Source organism: Sorangium sp. So ce1335, from assembly GCF_051521615.1.
Lineage (GTDB): Bacteria > Myxococcota_A > Polyangia > Polyangiales > Polyangiaceae > Sorangium.
This window is the reverse complement of record NZ_CP150363.1, coordinates 7,781,291-7,796,440: the sequence shown is the minus strand read 5'-3', so window position 1 is coordinate 7,796,440 and position 15,150 is coordinate 7,781,291. Positions and strand designations below refer to the sequence as shown.

General features: G+C 73.9%; 12 protein-coding genes. 10 read left to right on the top strand and 2 right to left on the bottom strand.

Annotated elements, in window-relative coordinates:
- Positions 1-101 precede the first annotated feature (101 nt).
- From WMF24_RS28710 to WMF24_RS28690, 5 genes are all read left to right on the top strand, one after another.
- Positions 102-1,511, top strand: coding sequence for a protein kinase domain-containing protein (locus WMF24_RS28710; RefSeq protein WP_437730597.1), 1,410 nt, complete (start codon positions 102-104; stop codon positions 1,509-1,511).
- Positions 1,512-1,724: 213 nt separating this feature from the next.
- Entirely contained in the window at positions 1,725-3,284 is a 1,560-nt protein-coding gene (locus WMF24_RS28705) for a serine/threonine-protein kinase (RefSeq protein WP_437730596.1), read from the top strand.
- Positions 3,285-3,300: 16 nt separating this feature from the next.
- Positions 3,301-4,266 (top strand): hypothetical protein, encoded by a 966-nt coding sequence (locus tag WMF24_RS28700; RefSeq protein WP_437730595.1) that lies wholly within the window; start codon positions 3,301-3,303, stop codon positions 4,264-4,266.
- Positions 4,266-5,054 carry a hypothetical protein gene (locus WMF24_RS28695; protein WP_437730594.1) on the top strand — a complete coding sequence of 263 codons (789 nt, stop codon included), beginning with the start codon at positions 4,266-4,268 and terminating at the stop codon, positions 5,052-5,054. Before WMF24_RS28700 ends, WMF24_RS28695 begins: the two co-directional genes overlap by 1 nt.
- Positions 5,055-5,226: 172 nt before the next feature.
- The gene (locus tag WMF24_RS28690) at positions 5,227-5,496 is read left to right on the top strand and encodes a hypothetical protein (RefSeq protein WP_437730593.1); all 270 of its coding nucleotides are present in this window, start codon (positions 5,227-5,229) and stop codon (positions 5,494-5,496) included.
- 229 nt (positions 5,497-5,725) lie between these two features.
- Here WMF24_RS28690 and WMF24_RS28685 read toward each other — a convergent pair whose 3' ends face one another.
- Together WMF24_RS28685 and WMF24_RS28680 are read right to left on the bottom strand one after the other, a co-directional pair.
- On the bottom strand, positions 5,726-7,045 hold the full coding sequence (locus WMF24_RS28685) for a ferritin-like domain-containing protein (RefSeq protein ID WP_437730592.1): 1,320 nt from the start codon (positions 7,043-7,045) through the stop codon (positions 5,726-5,728).
- A 172-nt stretch (positions 7,046-7,217) separates the two neighbouring features.
- On the bottom strand, positions 7,218-8,888 hold the full coding sequence (locus tag WMF24_RS28680; RefSeq protein ID WP_437730591.1) for an NTP transferase domain-containing protein: 1,671 nt from the start codon (positions 8,886-8,888) through the stop codon (positions 7,218-7,220).
- Between the two features lie 252 nt (positions 8,889-9,140).
- Between WMF24_RS28680 and WMF24_RS28675 the strand changes: the two genes are divergently transcribed.
- The 5 genes from WMF24_RS28675 to WMF24_RS28655 all read left to right on the top strand — a co-directional run bounded on the left by WMF24_RS28675 (position 9,141) and on the right by WMF24_RS28655 (position 15,133).
- On the top strand, positions 9,141-9,602 hold the full coding sequence (locus tag WMF24_RS28675) for a (2Fe-2S)-binding protein (RefSeq protein WP_437730590.1): 462 nt from the start codon (positions 9,141-9,143) through the stop codon (positions 9,600-9,602).
- The gene (locus WMF24_RS28670) at positions 9,599-11,734 is read left to right on the top strand and encodes a molybdopterin cofactor-binding domain-containing protein (RefSeq protein ID WP_437730589.1); all 2,136 of its coding nucleotides are present in this window, start codon (positions 9,599-9,601) and stop codon (positions 11,732-11,734) included. The genes WMF24_RS28675 and WMF24_RS28670 overlap by 4 nt, the downstream gene beginning before the upstream one ends.
- Before the next feature lie 11 nt (positions 11,735-11,745).
- The gene (locus tag WMF24_RS28665) at positions 11,746-12,339 is read left to right on the top strand and encodes a hypothetical protein (RefSeq protein ID WP_437730588.1); all 594 of its coding nucleotides are present in this window, start codon (positions 11,746-11,748) and stop codon (positions 12,337-12,339) included.
- Positions 12,340-12,693: 354 nt separating this feature from the next.
- On the top strand, positions 12,694-13,947 hold the full coding sequence (locus tag WMF24_RS28660) for a hypothetical protein (RefSeq protein WP_437730587.1): 1,254 nt from the start codon (positions 12,694-12,696) through the stop codon (positions 13,945-13,947).
- A 13-nt stretch (positions 13,948-13,960) separates the two neighbouring features.
- Positions 13,961-15,133: a hypothetical protein gene (locus tag WMF24_RS28655; RefSeq protein ID WP_437738869.1), complete on the top strand. Its 1,173-nt coding sequence runs from the start codon at positions 13,961-13,963 to the stop codon at positions 15,131-15,133.
- Positions 15,134-15,150: the final 17 nt, after the last annotated feature.

Sequence of the window (15,150 nt, the reverse complement as noted above, 5' to 3'; positions counted from 1 at the left end):
GTCGCATCAGCGCGTCAACGGGCCTGGGCACGACGACGGCACGGAGGGTACCGCTCGTGTGGCAAGCATCGGCTTCCGGTGGATCTGACGCCAGTCTCCAGATGGTGGACAGCGCGCGCGCCATTGCGGTGCGCTCGAACCGCTCCGGCGACGCCGGCCCCGCTTCTTCTGCAGCCGGGCGGGGCGACGTGGCGCAGGACCCGCGGCGCAACCAGCTCGTCGCCGGGCGGTACAGGCTCCTGCGGCTCATCTGGAGCGGCGCGATGGGCGAGGTGTGGCTCGCGCACGACGGGGCGCTGCGGGTCGACGTCGCGCTCAAGCTCCTCTCCGTCCAGCGCGAGAGCCAGGCTGGCACCGCGCTGGAGCGCTTCCGGTTCGAGGCCCAGGTCGCGGCGCAGCTCGCGCAGAAGACGGACCACGTCGTCGCCGTGCGCGACGTCGGCGACGATCCTGTTGCGGGTCCGTACCTCGTCATGGGTTACGTCCGAGGTCGGTCCCTGAGGCAGCTCATGCAGGAGCGGGGGCCGATGTCCCCGGCGGAGCTCGCCCCGCTCCTCGGCCAGATCGGAGAGGCCCTCTCTGTCGCGCACGGCCTCGGCATCGTGCACCGCGACGTGAAGCCGACGAACGTGCTGCTGGAGGAGGAGCGCAACGGCGAGGTGCGCGCCAGGGTCGCGGACTTCGGCATCGCCAAGTGGATCCGAAAGGACCTGCCGGCCGACTTCCCCCGTCGGACCGCCGACGGCGTGGTGCTGGGCACGCCGGCGTACCTGAGCCCGGAGCACACGTGCGACGGCGAGACCAGCCCGCACTCGGACATGTGGGCGCTCGCGGTCGTCTCGTACGAGGCGCTCACGGGCCGGCTGCCCTTCCCGGGCAACACGATGAGCGACGTGCTCGGCTCGATCCTGGCCTCGGCGCAACCGCCGCGGTCGGCGCTGTGCCCGGACGCGCCGCCAGCGCTCTCCGCCTGGTTCGCGCGCGCCTTCGCCCTGGATCCGACGGAGCGGTTCCCCTCGATCGACGCCATGGTCGCCGCCTACAAGGCCGCGGTCGGCCCGTCGGGGGCGCCGGCGCGGGCCGAGCCCGCGCGCCGGGGCAAGCTGGGCCTCGCGGCCGGCCTCGTCGTGGCGCTCGGCGTCGTGCTGTCGACCGGCGCGCTGCGGGCGCAGGCCCAGGTCCCCGCCGCGCTGCGGGCGTCGAGCGTCGACGCGCGCGCCACCTCCATCGTTCGCGCCGCGCAGGCGCGCATCGCAGCCGAAGCGAGCCGACGCCCAGCAGCGCGATCGGAGGACGCCGCGGCGGCGGGGGCCGCCCTCCCGGCGCCCAAGGCGGCCTCCGACCCCGCGGCCGCGCCGCGTCCCTCCTCCGCGCAGGCCGCGCGCCCGGTCGACGCTCGCCCGGCGCCGCGGAGCGCCGGCGGCAACCCCGGCAACCCCGCGATGCGCGCGCGGCCTGCGCGGCGAGGGGGCGTGGCCGCCGAGAGCGAGCTGCTCAGGACGCGCCACTGAGCGGTCGTTGCCAGCGAGCTCGTGAGCTTCCGATCTGACCCCGCTTGATCTCCTCCCGCCGTTCACGGCCGGCGAAGCGGGTGTTCGCATCAGCGGCCGACAGGCGCTGGAGAGCGCTCTCCGCAGGCGATGGCCGGCTGCAAGGCGACGCGCGCAGGCATTCAATTTCTTCCCGTGGCATAGTGGACGCCCCTCTGCCGCCCTGGACTGCCCATGTCGAGCCCCGACGAGACCACGATTGCCCCCGGAGACGTGCTCCTCGGCAAGTATCGCGTGGAGAGCGTCCTCGGCCGGGGCGCCATGGGGCTCGTCGTCGCCGCGCGCCACCTCGTGCTCGACGAGCGCGTCGCGATCAAGGTGCTCCTGCCGCGGTACGTGCAGAATCCCGAGATCCTCCAGCGCTTCCTGAGGGAGGGGCGCGCCGCCGTGCGCATCCGCAGCCCGCACGTCGTGCGGGTCTCCGACGTCGGCACGCTGGAGAGCGGCGCGCCGTACATGGTGATGGATCACCTCGAGGGGAGGGACCTCGCCGCCGTGCTCGCGGAGGGCGGCCGCCTCCCGGTGCCCGTGGCCGTCGAGCTCGTGCTCCAGGTGTGCGAGGCGCTCGCGGAGGCGCACGCGCAGGGCATCGTCCACAGGGACGTGAAGCCGAGCAACCTGTTCGTCACGCGGAACGCGGACGGCTCTCCGTGCGTCAAGGTGCTCGATTTCGGGATCTCGAAGATGGCGCACGCCGAGGAGCACGCGCTGACGCAGGTGGGGGGAGTGCTCGGCTCGCCTCTCTACATGTCCCCCGAGCAGCTGCGCTCCGCGCGCGACGTCGACGGCCGCGCGGACATCTATTCGCTGGGCGTCGTGCTCTTCGAGCTGCTCACGGGGGAAAGGCCGTTCTACGCGCAGGAGCTCGCGCAGCTCGTCTACCTCGTCACGCAGGGGGAGCCGCAGCGGCCGCGCGCGCTGCGCCCGGACATCCCGGCGCCGCTGGAGCAGGTGATCCTCACGGCGATCGCGCGCGATCGCGACCGCCGGTTCGCGACCGTCGCGGATCTCGCGCTCGCGCTCGTGCCGTTCGCGCCGCCGCACACGCGGGCGGCCGCCGAGCGCCTCTTCGGCGCGCTGCGGGGCGCGCTCCCGGCCGGGGCCCTGCCGCCGGGCGCCGCTCCCTGGGCCACCGCGGCCGGGGCGGCCGTCCCGGCGACGACGATGCCCCTCGACGGGGGAACGCTCACGATCGCGCCGGTCGACACGACGAACCGCAGGGCAGGGTCGCGCGAGAGGCGCGCCATCCCGATCGCCGTCGGGCTCGGCCTGGCGATCATGAGCGGCGGCGTGCTCCTCTGGGGCCTGTCGCAGCGGGCCCCGCGCGAGGTCGAGCGTGAGACAGCGCCGGCGGCGGGCCCCCGGGGCGCTGCGCCGGAGCCCCTGCCTGTGCAGCCGAGCGCCGCGCCGTCCGCGGCCATCGAGCCCGCCGCGGGGGCCGCACCGGCGGACGTCGAGCCCGCGGCGGGCGCCGCGCCGTCCGCGTCCGTCGAGCCCGCGGCGGGCGCCGCGCCGCCGTCCAGCGCCGCTCCCGGCGCGCCGTCCAGCGCCGCCCCGCCGTCCAGCGCCGCCCCTGGCGCGCCGTCCGCGGCGCCGCGCCCGGAGGCGCGCGGCGCGGCCCCCGCAGCGCCGAAGCCCGCGAGGCCGAGCGGCTCGGCGCAGCCCGCGAAGCGCAGCCCGCCGCCCGTGAAGAAGCCCTCCAGCGCCGACCCCTTCTCGCGCGACGTGTTCTGATACCCTCGCGGCGACGATGACACCGCAGCGGACGAAGAGCCGAGCGTGGCGCGGGCGCCTTGCGGGCCTCTGCGCGATCGGCGCGGGCCTGACGGCGGCGCTCGCAGGAGGACGCGCGGCGAGGGCCGAAGACAAGGCGGGCGCCGTGGCGCTGTTCCGGGAGGCGGGGGCGCTCGTCGATGCCGGGCAGGCGTCGCGCGCCTGCCCCAGGTACGAGGAGAGCCTTCGCCTCTACGACAGCGTCAACACCCGCTACTTCCTCGCCGATTGCTACGAGCGCATCGGCAAGATGGCCTCCGCGTGGGCGCAGTTCCTGGAGGTCGCCGCCCGGGTGCGCGCGACCGGCGACAGGGCCAAGGAGGCGAAGGCGCGCGAGCGCGCCGCGGCCGTCCAGCCGAAGGTCTCCCGGCTCACGGTGGTCGTCGAGGCCGCGGGCACGCCGGGCCTCGAGGTGAAGCGCAACGGCGCGCCGGTCGGCCCTGGCCAGTGGGGCGTGCCCATGCCGGTGGACGCGGGGATCCACGCGATCGAGGCGAGCGCGCCGGGCAAGCGGACGTGGACGGCGCAGGTCGAGGTGAAGCCGGGCGGCGCGACCTCGACCCTGGTCGTGCGCGCGCTGGCCGACGACCCTGCGTCGGGCGACGCGGGCGACGCGGGCGACGGGCGCCGCACCCTCGCGATCGTCACGGCAGGCGCGGGGCTCGTGACCGTGGGCGTCGGGACGGCGCTCGGCCTCGCGGCGAAGTCGAGGTTCGACGAGTCGAGCCCGTTCTGCAACGGCGACCGCTGCGATCGGCGCGGCATGGACATCCGCGACGGCGCCGTGGCGCGCGCGAACGTCGCGACGGTGGTCTTCGGCGTCGGCCTCGCGGCCATCGCCGGCGGCGGCGTGCTGTGGCTCACCGCGAAGAGCTCGCCCCGGAGCGCGTCGATCGGGCTGACGCCCACGGTGGGCGGCGCGCTCGTGCGAGGGAGCTTCTGATGCGCCTCCAGGTGCTCGCCATCGGCCTCTGCGCGTCGATCCTGGTGAGCGGATGCGGTCTCGTCCTCGGGATCTCGTCTGGCGAGTACGACCCGGATCCGTTCGGCCTCGGTGGGGGTGCCGGCGGTGCCGGCGGTGCCGGCGGTGCCGGGGGCGCCGGGGGCGCCGGCGGGCCGGACGCGGGGGCCGAGCCGCCGCCCTGCACGGCGCTGCTGGACGACCTGGAGGACGGCGACGGCGCGATCCTCCGGTGCAAGGACCGTGTCGGCAGCTGGTACACGTACAACGACGGAACCCGGGGCGGCACGCAGACGCCCCTTCCCGGGCGCCCGTTCGTGCCTGTCTCGCCCGGGTACGGCCCGAGCGAGCACGCCGCTCACGTCGCGGGGAGCGGCTTCGTCTCGAGGGGCGCCGGAATGGGGTTTGACCTGAACTTCGCCCCGGGGGGAGCGAAGCTGACCTACGACGCCTCGGGCTACGCGGGCCTGACCTTCTGGGCCAAGGCGGCGGCGCCGACGCACATCTACGTGAATTTCCCCGACCGCAACACCGATCGTGAGGGCGGTGTGTGCGAGGGCTCCGGCTGCGGCGACCATTTCGGCGAGGGAATCGACATCACGACCGAATGGGCGCAGTACACGGTCATGTTCGATATCCTGAGCACGGACGGCTGGGGCGTGCCGGCGCCCGCCGCGTTCGACGCTGCGCACGCCTACTCGGTGGAGTTCCACACGGCGAAGTCGACGGTGTTCGATTTCCTCGTCGACGATATCGCGTTCGTCCCGTGACCGCGGTGATTCACGATCGCTCTCCCGCAAACTGACCGTGGTTCTCGCGGGAGCTCACGGAAATACGCCCCGCGGCGATTCTCGTCCGGTGACGCGGGGCCGCTTGACAGGTTTCGGCGAGGCCTCGATAATTTTTGCCCCCACGAACTTGCCTGGGGGACAGGAGGCGGACGTGACCTGGACGATCATCTCGGGGAGGAAGTACGAGAAGCTGCGCTCGAAGGCGGGGCTCCTCAGCTCGGAGGAACAGAAGCTCGACGAGTGGCTGGCCCTCGTGCCGACGAAAGGTCCGTTCGCCGCCGCCAAGGAGCTGCACATCGACTGCACGAAGCTCAAGGGCGTATCGGACGAATGGCACCTCTATCTGGGGAGCTACCAGCGCCTCTTCTTCACGGTGACGGAGTTCGAGCAGGTCGAGCTCCTTGGCGTCGGGCACACCTGAAGCTCTGCCTCGAGGATCGCGCGAATCACGGGCTCCCATGCCTGTTGTTGTCCACCTCCATGCCAGCAGCGCGCGCATTGCCGGGGTGAACCGGCGAGTCTGCCCCTGAGGGGTCGAGCGGGCAGGAGCGCGCGCATCGCCGGGGCGAACCGGCGAGTCTGCCCCTGAAGGTCGAGCGGGCAGGAGCGCGCGCACCGCCGGGGTGAACCGGCGAGCTCGCGCCTCGAGGTCAAGCGGGCAGCAGCGCGCGCATCGCCGGGGTGACGACCTCCGCGATCGCGCGGCGCCACGCATCGGCCAGCACGGCGCCGTCGGGGCGCCCGTGCGCGGCGAGGGCCCCGGCCGGGGCGTCGCCGGCCGCGGCGGCGGCCGGCGGGGGCGCGGCGAGGCCCGCCTCGAAGGCCGCCGAGACCGCGCGGCGGACCGCGTCGCCGCCCGTCTGGAGCGCCCACGCGACGAAGCGCCACGCGAGCTCGGCGTGCCGCGCCTCGTCGTCGGCGATCGTGGCGAGGACCTTCCGGACCGCCGCGTCGGCGGCGTGCTCGAGCTGCGCGCTGGCCTGCACGGCGGCCAGCGTCTCGCCGATGCAGCCCTCGCGGACGGCGCGCGCCGCGAGCTCGGGGAGGTCCGACGTGACCTCGACGGCGCCGCCGAACGCGAACGGCGCCGGCTCGAGCGCCTCGCCGGCGTACGCGCTCGCCAGCCCGAAGCAGAGCTTCGCGTGCCGCACCTCGTCGCGCGCGGCCTCGTGCGCGGCGTCGAGCATCTCCGCGGGGGCCCCCACGGCCATCATCTCCAGCGCGAACCGCGAGAACGAGGCCACCGACGCGTGCTCGAGCAGCGCGTCGCGGAGCCACGCCTCGGCCAGCGCGGCGCGCGCCTCCTGCCCGAGCGGCGCGACGTCCGGCCGCGCCGCGGCGCTCCCCCAGGCGCTCGCCTCCCGCCGCTGCGCCCCCGCGGTGCGGGCGCGCTCGCCGACGAGGAACGGTCGGCCCGCCCCGGCGCCGCAGTTCGCCGTGTACTCGTAACAGCACTGGCCGTCCCGAAGGAAGCCGCCGTCGACGATGTCGCTGGGCGCGCACGGGTCGGGCTTGACTGGACCGTTCGGGTCCGACGGATCGAGCGGCGGGCACGGGCCTGCGTGCGCGCCGCCGGAGCCCCCGACGCCCACCGCGCCCCCCTCGCCGCCGGCTCCGCCGTCCCCCTGAGGCGCCCGATCGACACAGAGGATCATCCTCGTGCCGCCCGTCTCGGGATCGGGGCCGCCTGCAGCCCGGGACGACGACACGGCGTCGCCGGGGTTCGCGCCGCCGCTGCCGCCCTGTCCTCCCAGCCCGCCGCGCGTCCCCGAGCTCTGCTCGGCCGCGGCGCCGCCCCCTCCGCTTGGCGCGCCGTCCCCTGCGCCCGGCGCGCCGCCCTCGGTGACGCTGCCGCCGCAGGCGACGCCTTCGACGGCAAGGCCGAGGGTCGCCGTGGCGAGGATGGCGCGCGTCAGATGGCGCGCCAGCGCGCCCCGAAAGTGAGCCGAAACGTGGTGTGCGATGGTCATGACACACATCCCAGGCAGCATGCATACCAGCGCTGAAGCCGCGGAATCACAGCGCCTGTGCCGACTGGCCGGCACAGCCTGGCACGGCACACAGGCCTGGCCCGCATCGCCCCGTCGATTGCGCGCCGCTCTCGCCCGCGGCCCGCGGGCGCTCGCCCGGGGCCGCGGCGGCTCAGCAGCCCGGCGGGGGCGCCGGCGCGTGGCCGTCGAGCGCGCGCACGTCGTCGGCCGTGTCGACGTCGATCGCGCCGCCCGCCCAGTCGATCGCGACGACGTTCTCGGCGCGCAGCAGCCGGCCGGCGCCCTGGTCTCCTTCGAGGCGCGCCAGCGCGTCCCAGCGGGACCGGTCGAACACCGCCGGCGCGCCGACGACGCCGCTGAACCGCGACGCGGCGATCGGCGCGCCCGCGAGCCAGGCGTTCCGCAGCGCGGTGAGGTGCTCGACCGTGATCAGCGGCTGATCCGCGAGCGCGATCAGCAGCGCGTCGGCCCGCGACGCCTCCGCCCAGCGGACCGCGGCGCGGATCGACGAGGCGATGCCCTCGTCCCAGCCCTCGTTCGCGATGTGCGCGACCTCGAGGTCGCCGAGCGCGCGCGCGACAGCGTCGGCGTGGGCGCCGAGCACGACGCCGACCGGCCCGGATCGCGCCTCCGCGCACGCGGCCGCGACGCGCCGGACGAGCGGCGCCCCGTGGAGCTCGACGAGCTGCTTGGGGCGGCCGAGGCGGCGCGAGCCGCCGGCGGCGAGCACGGCCATCGCGAGGCCGGCGTGCAGCGGCCTCGCGCGGTCGCGGAGCTTGCCCCCCTGCGCGCGGCGCGCGACGGCCTGGAGCTCGCCCACCACCGAGAGCGCGATCTGCTCGGGCGTCTCGGCGCCGAGATCGAGCCCGATCGGCGCGTGGATCCGCGGATCGTCGCCGGGGCCGCGCCCGAGCTCGGCGAGCAGATCGCGCGTGCGGCGCGCGGGGCCGAGCACGCCGATGTAGCGGGCGCGCGACGCGAGGGCGGCCGCGAGCGCGTCGCGATCCGGCGTGCGCTGGTGGTGCATGATCACGACGTACGGCTCGGCCGCCGCGTCGATGAGCGCGCGCAGGCGATCCATCGCGCCGCCGGTCGCGACGACGCGATCGGCCGCCGCGAACCGGGAGCCCTGGCGCAGGACGGGGCTCGCCACGGTGACCCGGAACCCGACCGACTTGGCCAGCGTGACGAGGGGCGCCGCGTCGTGACCGCCCCCGAGCACGAAGAGCTGCGGCGACGGCGCGATCTTCTCGACGAGCACGGTGATCGCCGGCGCGTCGAGCTCCACGACGCCGGCCGGGCCCCGCGCCGCGCGCTCGATCGCCGCGCGCGCCGCCGGATCGGTCACGGGGTGCGCGAGCGCGCACGGCGGACCGAAGGCGAGGCGCGCGCCGACCCGGACCGCGTCTGCCGCCGAGCGGATCACCGTCACCAGCGTCCCCGTCGTCTCCTCGGCGAAGCAGGCCGCGGCGAACGCGAGCGCGTCGTGGGTGGCCCCGGCGTCGACGCGCTCGAGCAGCACGTCGACGACGCCGTTGCAGCCGAGCCCGACGCCCCACGGCTCGCCGTCCTCCGTCGTCGAGTCGTATGTGACCACCACGGCGCCGTCGCGGCACCGGTGCTCGCCGCGGAGCATCACGTCCCCCTCGAGACAACCGCCGCTGACGCACCCCGACAGCCAGCGATCGCCGGCGACAAGCATCCGCGCGCCAGGGCGCCTGTACGACGATCCCGACACCCGCACGACGGTCGCGAGCAGAAACGGGGACCGATCCGCCACAAGCTTCGCCGCTTCCTGCACGATCCGCTCAAGCTCGTTCATGCGCCGGGCATCATCATCCTTTCGCCGCGCCCCCGCCAGCGCGTTCATCGTCACGGGGCGCCGCGGGCCGCTGCCGCGCGCGGGAACTGGGGTGCGAGGGAGCGCGAGGGAGCGTGACAGAACGCCACAGATGGCGAGCGAGACAGCGCCCGACAGAGCGGCGTCAGGGCGCCGGCGAAACGTTGAAGAAATGATAAGAACAGTGGCGTTCGCTTGACGCCGCGCCGGCCCAAACGTATGGCGGAAGCGGCCATGAAACTCCATATCAACGGCGTTGTTCGCGAGGTCGAGGCCGCACCGGACATGCCTCTTCTCTGGGTGCTGCGGGACCTGCTGGGATTGACCGGCACCAAGTATGGCTGTGGCATGGCCCAGTGCGGCGCGTGCACGGTCCACATCGACGGCAAGCCCGCGCGCTCCTGCGTCCTGCCGGTGTCGAGCGTCGGGGCGCGCAAGGTGACGACGATCGAGGGCCTCTCGGCCGACGGGTCGCACCCCGTGCAGCAGGCGTGGACGCAGGCCGACGTCGTGCAGTGCGGGTACTGCCAGTCCGGGCAGATCATGACCGCGGTCGCCCTGCTCGAGCAGAAGCCCGATCCCACGAACGCCGACATCGATGCTGCGCTGTCAGGAAACGTGTGTCGGTGCGGGACGTATGGTCGCGTGCGCGAGGCGGTGCTCCTCGCGTCCCGGCTCAAGCGAGGTGCCAAGTGAGCGTCTCCCGGCGTGACTTCTTGCAGGTGACAACGGCCTCGGCGGCGGGGCTCCTGCTCAGCTTCTACGTGCCGGAGGGGGTGCGCGCCGCGCCGAAGGCGGCGCAGCCGGCGCCGCTGTCGCCGAACGCGTTCGTGCGCATCGGCACCGACGACTCCGTGACCGTCGTGCTCGCGCACTCCGAGATGGGCCAGGGCATCTGGACCGGGCTCGCGATGCTGATCGCCGAGGAGCTCGAGTGCGACTGGTCCAGGGTGCGGTCGGAGCACGCGCCGGCCGCGCCCGTGTACGGGCATCCGCTGATGCACTTCCAGATGACCGGCGGGTCGACGAGCACGAACGGCGAGTTCGATCGGTATCGCACCGTCGGCGCGATGGCGAGGGACATGCTCGTGCGCGCGGCGGCCGCCCGGTGGAAGGTCGCGCCCGCGGCGTGCGCCGTCGCGAAGGGGGTCATCACCCACGGCAAGAACCAGCTGACGTACGGCCAGGTCGCCGAGGAGGCGATGAAGCTGACCCCGTCGACGAAGGTGAAGCTGAAGGACCCGAAGGACTGGAAGCTCATCGGCACCCCCGTGCGCCGCCTCGACACGCCGGAGAAGATCTCGGGCAAGGCGCAGTTCGGGATGGACGTGCAGTTCCCCGGGCTGCGCACCGCCGTCGTGCTCCGCCCGCCGGCCTTCGGCGCGAAGCTCGCGAAGTTCGACCCTGCGGACGCCCTCAAGGTGCCCGGCGTCGAGAAGGTCGTCCCCACCGCGAACGGCGTCGCCGTCGTCGCCGCGCACTTCTGGGCCGCCAAGCTCGGGCGCGACGCGCTCCGCGCCGAGTGGACGAAGCCCGAGGGCGGCGGGGTCGACACCGGCAAGCTGCTCGACGAGTTCCGCGCGCAGGCGCGCAAGGTCGGCGCGATCTCGACCCAGGTCGGCAAGGTCGAGGACGCCTTGGCCGCGGCGAAGTCCCGCATCGAGGCGGAGTACGATCTGCCCTACCTCGCGCACGCGACGATGGAGCCGCTCAATTGCACGGTGAAGATCGACGGCGATCGCTGCGAGATCTGGACCGGCACGCAGTTCCAGACCGGCGACCAGATGGCCGCGGCGAAGATCCTCGGCACGACGCCCGAGAAGGTGCAGATCCACACGCCGTTCCTCGGCGGCGGCTTCGGGCGGCGCGCCAGCAGCACGAACGACTTCGTCGCCGAGGCCGTGACGGTCGCGAAGGCCGCCGGCGTGCCGGTCAAGGTCGTGTGGACGCGCGAGGACGACCTGCGCGGCGGCTTCTACCGCCCCGCCTTCGTCCACCGGATCCAGGTCGGCGTCGACGCGCGCGGCCTGCCCGCGGCGTGGGATCACGTGGCCGTGGGCCAGTCGATCGTCGCCGGCACGCCGCTCGAGCCCTTTGTCATGAAGAACGGCATCGACCACAGCTCGATCGAGGGGATCGCCGAGTCGCCCTACGTCGGGAGGACGCCGGCGCTCCGCGTGTCGCTCCACACGCCGAAGACGCCGATCCCCGTCCTGTGGTGGCGCTCCGTCGGCAACACGCACACCGCCTTCGCGGTGGAGAGCATGGTCGACGAGCTGGCCCACGCGGCCGGGCAGGACCCGCTCGCGTACCGCCTCGAGCTGCTCAAGAGCAGCCCGCGGCACGCGAACGCGCTGAAGGTCGCCGCCGAGAAGGCCGGCTGGGGCACCGCGCCGCCGGCGGGGCGGGCGCGCGGGCTCGCGATGCACGAGTCGTTCGGCTCGATCGTCGCCGAGGTCGCCGAGGTCTCGATCGAGGACGGGCGCATCCGCGTCCACCAGGTCACCTGCAGCGTCGATTGCGGCACCGCGGTGAACCCGCTCGGCATCGACGCGCAGGTCCAGAGCAGCGTCGCCTTCGGCCTCACGGCGGCGCTCTACGGCAAGCTGAACATGGTCGAGGGGCAGGTCCAGGAGAGCAACTTCCACGACTATCCGATGCTCCGGATGTTCGAGATGCCGCGCGTCGCCGTGCACATCATCCAGAGCGAGGCGAAGATGGGCGGCATCGGGGAGCCCGCCACCGCGCCGATCGCCCCTGCCGTGGCGAACGCCGTGTTCGCGTTGACAAAGCAGCGGCTGCGCTCCCTCCCGTTCCGTCTCGCCTAGGTGCCGACCCTATGATCCGATCTTCTCTCGTGTTTGCCCTGCTCCTCGCCGCGTGCGGGGGGCAGACGCCCGGGGCCTCGCAGGCCCCCGCGCCGTCGCCGGCCGACCGCCAGGCGGGCCTCGCTGCGTTCGAGACCGTGCGCAGCGTCCTCCAGCACCCGCGGTGTCAGAACTGCCACCCTGCCGGCGACGTGCCGTTGCAGGGGGACGAGGGCCGCCCGCACAACCAGCTCGTGCTCCGCGGCCCGACGGGCCACGGCATGGCCGGCGCCGAGTGCACGACGTGCCACGGCCCGACGAACCCGCCGAACAGCTTCGGCATGCACGTGCCGCCGGGGGTCTCGAAGGGCTGGCACATGCCGCCTCCCGAGATGAAGATGGTGTTCGTCGGCGTCGCCCCGCGCGCGCTGTGCGAGCAGATCAAGGACCCGGCGCGCAACGGCGGCAAGGACATGGCGGCGCTGCGCGTCCACCTCGAGGATCCGCTCGTGACCTGGGGCTGGAACCCGGGCGCCGGCCGCACGCCCATCCCGACGCCGTACCCCGAGTTCGTCGCCGCCTGGGAGACCTGGGCCCGCGCCGGCGCGCCCTGCCCGGGGGGCTGACAGCCCGCTGTCGAAGCACGTCCAAGGACCTCCCGCCGGGCCGAGGCGGCGCGACAGGGACGCCTCCTGGAGCGAGAGGATCGGCTCCTGGAGCGGGAGGATCGGCTCCTGGAGCGGGAGGATCGGCTCCTGGAGCGGGAGGATCGGCTCCTGGAGCGGGAGGATCGGCTCCTGGAGCGGGAGGATCGGCTCCTGGAGCGGGAGGATCGGCTCCTGGAGCGGGAGGATCGGCTCCTGGAGCGGCCTCCGTCGACTGGCCAGAGTCGAAAGGTTCACCAGGGCTGTTGCCCTCCGCCAGCGAATTGCCCAGGATCGCAATTCGCTCTCGTGGACGCCTTGCCCAGGAGGCCCTTCATGCTCCCCGTGTCACGTCGATCGATCGCCCTTGCTTTCAGCCTCACGCTCGTGGGCGCCTGTGCGCCGCAGGTCAGGGATTTCTCGGGAAGCGGCGCCGAGGGCGGCGGCGGGGCCGGCGCATCGGGGAGCGGCACGGCGAGCAGCGTCGGCCCCGGCGGCTCCGGCGGCGGTACGGCGAGCAGCGTCGGGCCCGGCGGGAGCGGCGGCGCGGGCGGGGGCGACGGCCCCGGCGGCAGCGGCGGCGAGGGCGCGACGAGCGCCTCGTCGAGCGCGTCGACGGGCCCTTGCGCGCCCCCGGAGGTCGCGTGCGGCGGCGGGTGCGTCGACGTGCAGACGAGCCCGGATCACTGCGGCGAATGCGGCCACGGCTGCCAGGGCGGCGCGTGCCGCGCCGGCCTGTGCGAGCCGGTCGAGCTGGCCCAGGGGCAGTGGGACGTCGTCTCCCTCGCGGTCGGCGCCAACGCGGTCTTCTGGACCGCGAAGGCGAGGGGCGACATCATGTCGGTGCCGCTCGACGGGGGCAGGCCGACGACGCTGGCGACCGGCCAGCGCAACCCGGAGAACATCGCCATCGACGCGAACGGCGTCTACTGGTCGACGATCCTCGTCCCCGACGCGGCCATCAAGGCGCTGCCGCGCGGCGCGGCGGCGGAGCAGGTGCTGTACGAGGGCTCCGAGCGGTTGAACGGCCTCGTCGTGCACCGCGAGACGCTCTACTTCGTCGACGCGAGCGGCAGGGTCGCGTCGATGTACGCCGGCGGGGGGCGCATCACCACCTACGCGAGCGACCGGACCAACCCGCGCGGCGTCGCCGCCGACGACAACCACGTCTACTGGACGAGCTACTACGGTGACGACGCGGGGGTGCGGAAGCACGACTTCGCGACCCGCACCACGACGGTGCTCGCCTCGGGCCAGGCGTTCCCGTTCGCCATCGAGGTGGGCGCGCGCCAGGTGTACTGGAGCAACCTCGACAACGGGACGCTGATGACGGTGCCGATCGAGGGCGGCACGCCGACGCCGGTCGCCATCGGACAGGGCCGGATCACGGACATCGCGCTCGACGAGAGCGGGATTTACTGGGTCGACAGCATGAACGGGACGGTCATGGCCCTCCCGCGCGGGAGCTCGACCCCTGTCACCCTCGCCACAGGACAGAAGAGCCCGTTTTGCATCGCGGTGGACGCGACGAGCGTCTACTGGGGAACGAACGACGCCGCCAACGGGGTCGTCATGAAGGTCGCCAAGTAGCGAGGAGGACATGATGCGGCGATGGCTGGAGCTGACCGTGTGCCTGTCGGTGGCCGCCGTGCTCGGCGCCTGCGCCGACGACGAGGGCGAGGCGGCGACGGGCGCGGGCGGCGGCGGGGCGGCGAGCGCCTCGGCGGGCGGCACGGGCGCCGGTACGGGCGCGGGCGGCGCGACCCCGGAATCGCCCGCGCACGAGGGCGGCGGCCCGCCGGCGGGCAACCCCGACGGCCGCTGCGCCGTGCCGGCCGAGGCGCAGGCCGTCGACACCTCGTCGCCGACGAGGGTGATCGGCGACGGGACGCCGGAGAGCTGCACCTCGGCGGCGGTCGTCGACGCCGTCGCGGGGGGCGGCATCATCACGTTCGACTGCGGCCCGGACCCGATCACCATCACGCTCGAGGAGACCGCGAAGATCTTCAACGACACCGGCCCCGAGATCGTGATCGACGGCGGCGGCCTCGTGACCCTGAGCGGCGGCGGGCAGCGGCGCATCCTCTACATGAACACCTGCGACGAGGCGCAGGTCTGGACGACGCCGAACTGCGACAACCAGGATCACCCGCGCCTGACGATCCAGAACCTCACCTTCATCGAGGGCGACTCGACCGATGAGGACGACGAGGGCGGCGGCGCCGTCTTCGCGCAGGGCGGGCGCCTCAAGGTCGTCAACTCCCGCTTCTTCAACAACGCGTGCGATCCGACGGGCCCCGACGTCGGGGGCGCCGGGATACGGGCGTTCATGCAGTACGATGGCCTGCCGCTCTACGTGGTGAACAGCACCTTCGGCGGCGCCGAGGGGTACGGGAACGCGTGCGCGAACGGCGGCGGCATCAGCAGCATCGGCGTCTCGTGGACGGTGATCAACAGCCTGTTCTCCCACAACCGCGCCATCGGCAACGGCGGCAACCCCGCCATGTCGGGCACGCCGGGCGGCGGCAGCGGCGGGGCCATCTACAACGACGGCAACACGATGACGCTGACGCTCTGCGGGACGCGGATCGAGCGGAACGAGGTGAACGCCCACGGGAGCGCGATCTTCTTCGTGAGCAACGACCACTCGGGGGACATCGTGATCGACAGGTCGGTGATCACGGGCAACCTCGGCGGATCGTGGTACCCGACGTATCCACAGATATCGAATCACGACGACACGCCCATCACCGTGACGGACTCGACCATCGAGTGATCGCGGCCGGGCGAGGC

Excerpts from the sequence above, each read along its gene's own strand:
- WMF24_RS28710 (WP_437730597.1), top strand. The coding sequence starts at position 102 with ATGGTGGACAGCGCGCGCGCCATTGCGGTGCGCTCGAACCGCTCCGGC.
- WMF24_RS28705 (WP_437730596.1), top strand. The coding sequence starts at position 1,725 with ATGTCGAGCCCCGACGAGACCACGATTGCCCCCGGAGACGTGCTCCTC.
- WMF24_RS28700 (WP_437730595.1), top strand. The coding sequence starts at position 3,301 with ATGACACCGCAGCGGACGAAGAGCCGAGCGTGGCGCGGGCGCCTTGCG.
- WMF24_RS28695 (WP_437730594.1), top strand. The coding sequence starts at position 4,266 with ATGCGCCTCCAGGTGCTCGCCATCGGCCTCTGCGCGTCGATCCTGGTG.
- WMF24_RS28685 (WP_437730592.1), bottom strand. The coding sequence starts at position 7,045 with ATGACCATCGCACACCACGTTTCGGCTCACTTTCGGGGCGCGCTGGCG.
- WMF24_RS28680 (WP_437730591.1), bottom strand. The coding sequence starts at position 8,888 with ATGAACGAGCTTGAGCGGATCGTGCAGGAAGCGGCGAAGCTTGTGGCG.
- WMF24_RS28675 (WP_437730590.1), top strand. The coding sequence starts at position 9,141 with ATGAAACTCCATATCAACGGCGTTGTTCGCGAGGTCGAGGCCGCACCG.
- WMF24_RS28665 (WP_437730588.1), top strand. The coding sequence starts at position 11,746 with ATGATCCGATCTTCTCTCGTGTTTGCCCTGCTCCTCGCCGCGTGCGGG.
- WMF24_RS28660 (WP_437730587.1), top strand. The coding sequence starts at position 12,694 with ATGCTCCCCGTGTCACGTCGATCGATCGCCCTTGCTTTCAGCCTCACG.
- WMF24_RS28655 (WP_437738869.1), top strand. The coding sequence starts at position 13,961 with ATGCGGCGATGGCTGGAGCTGACCGTGTGCCTGTCGGTGGCCGCCGTG.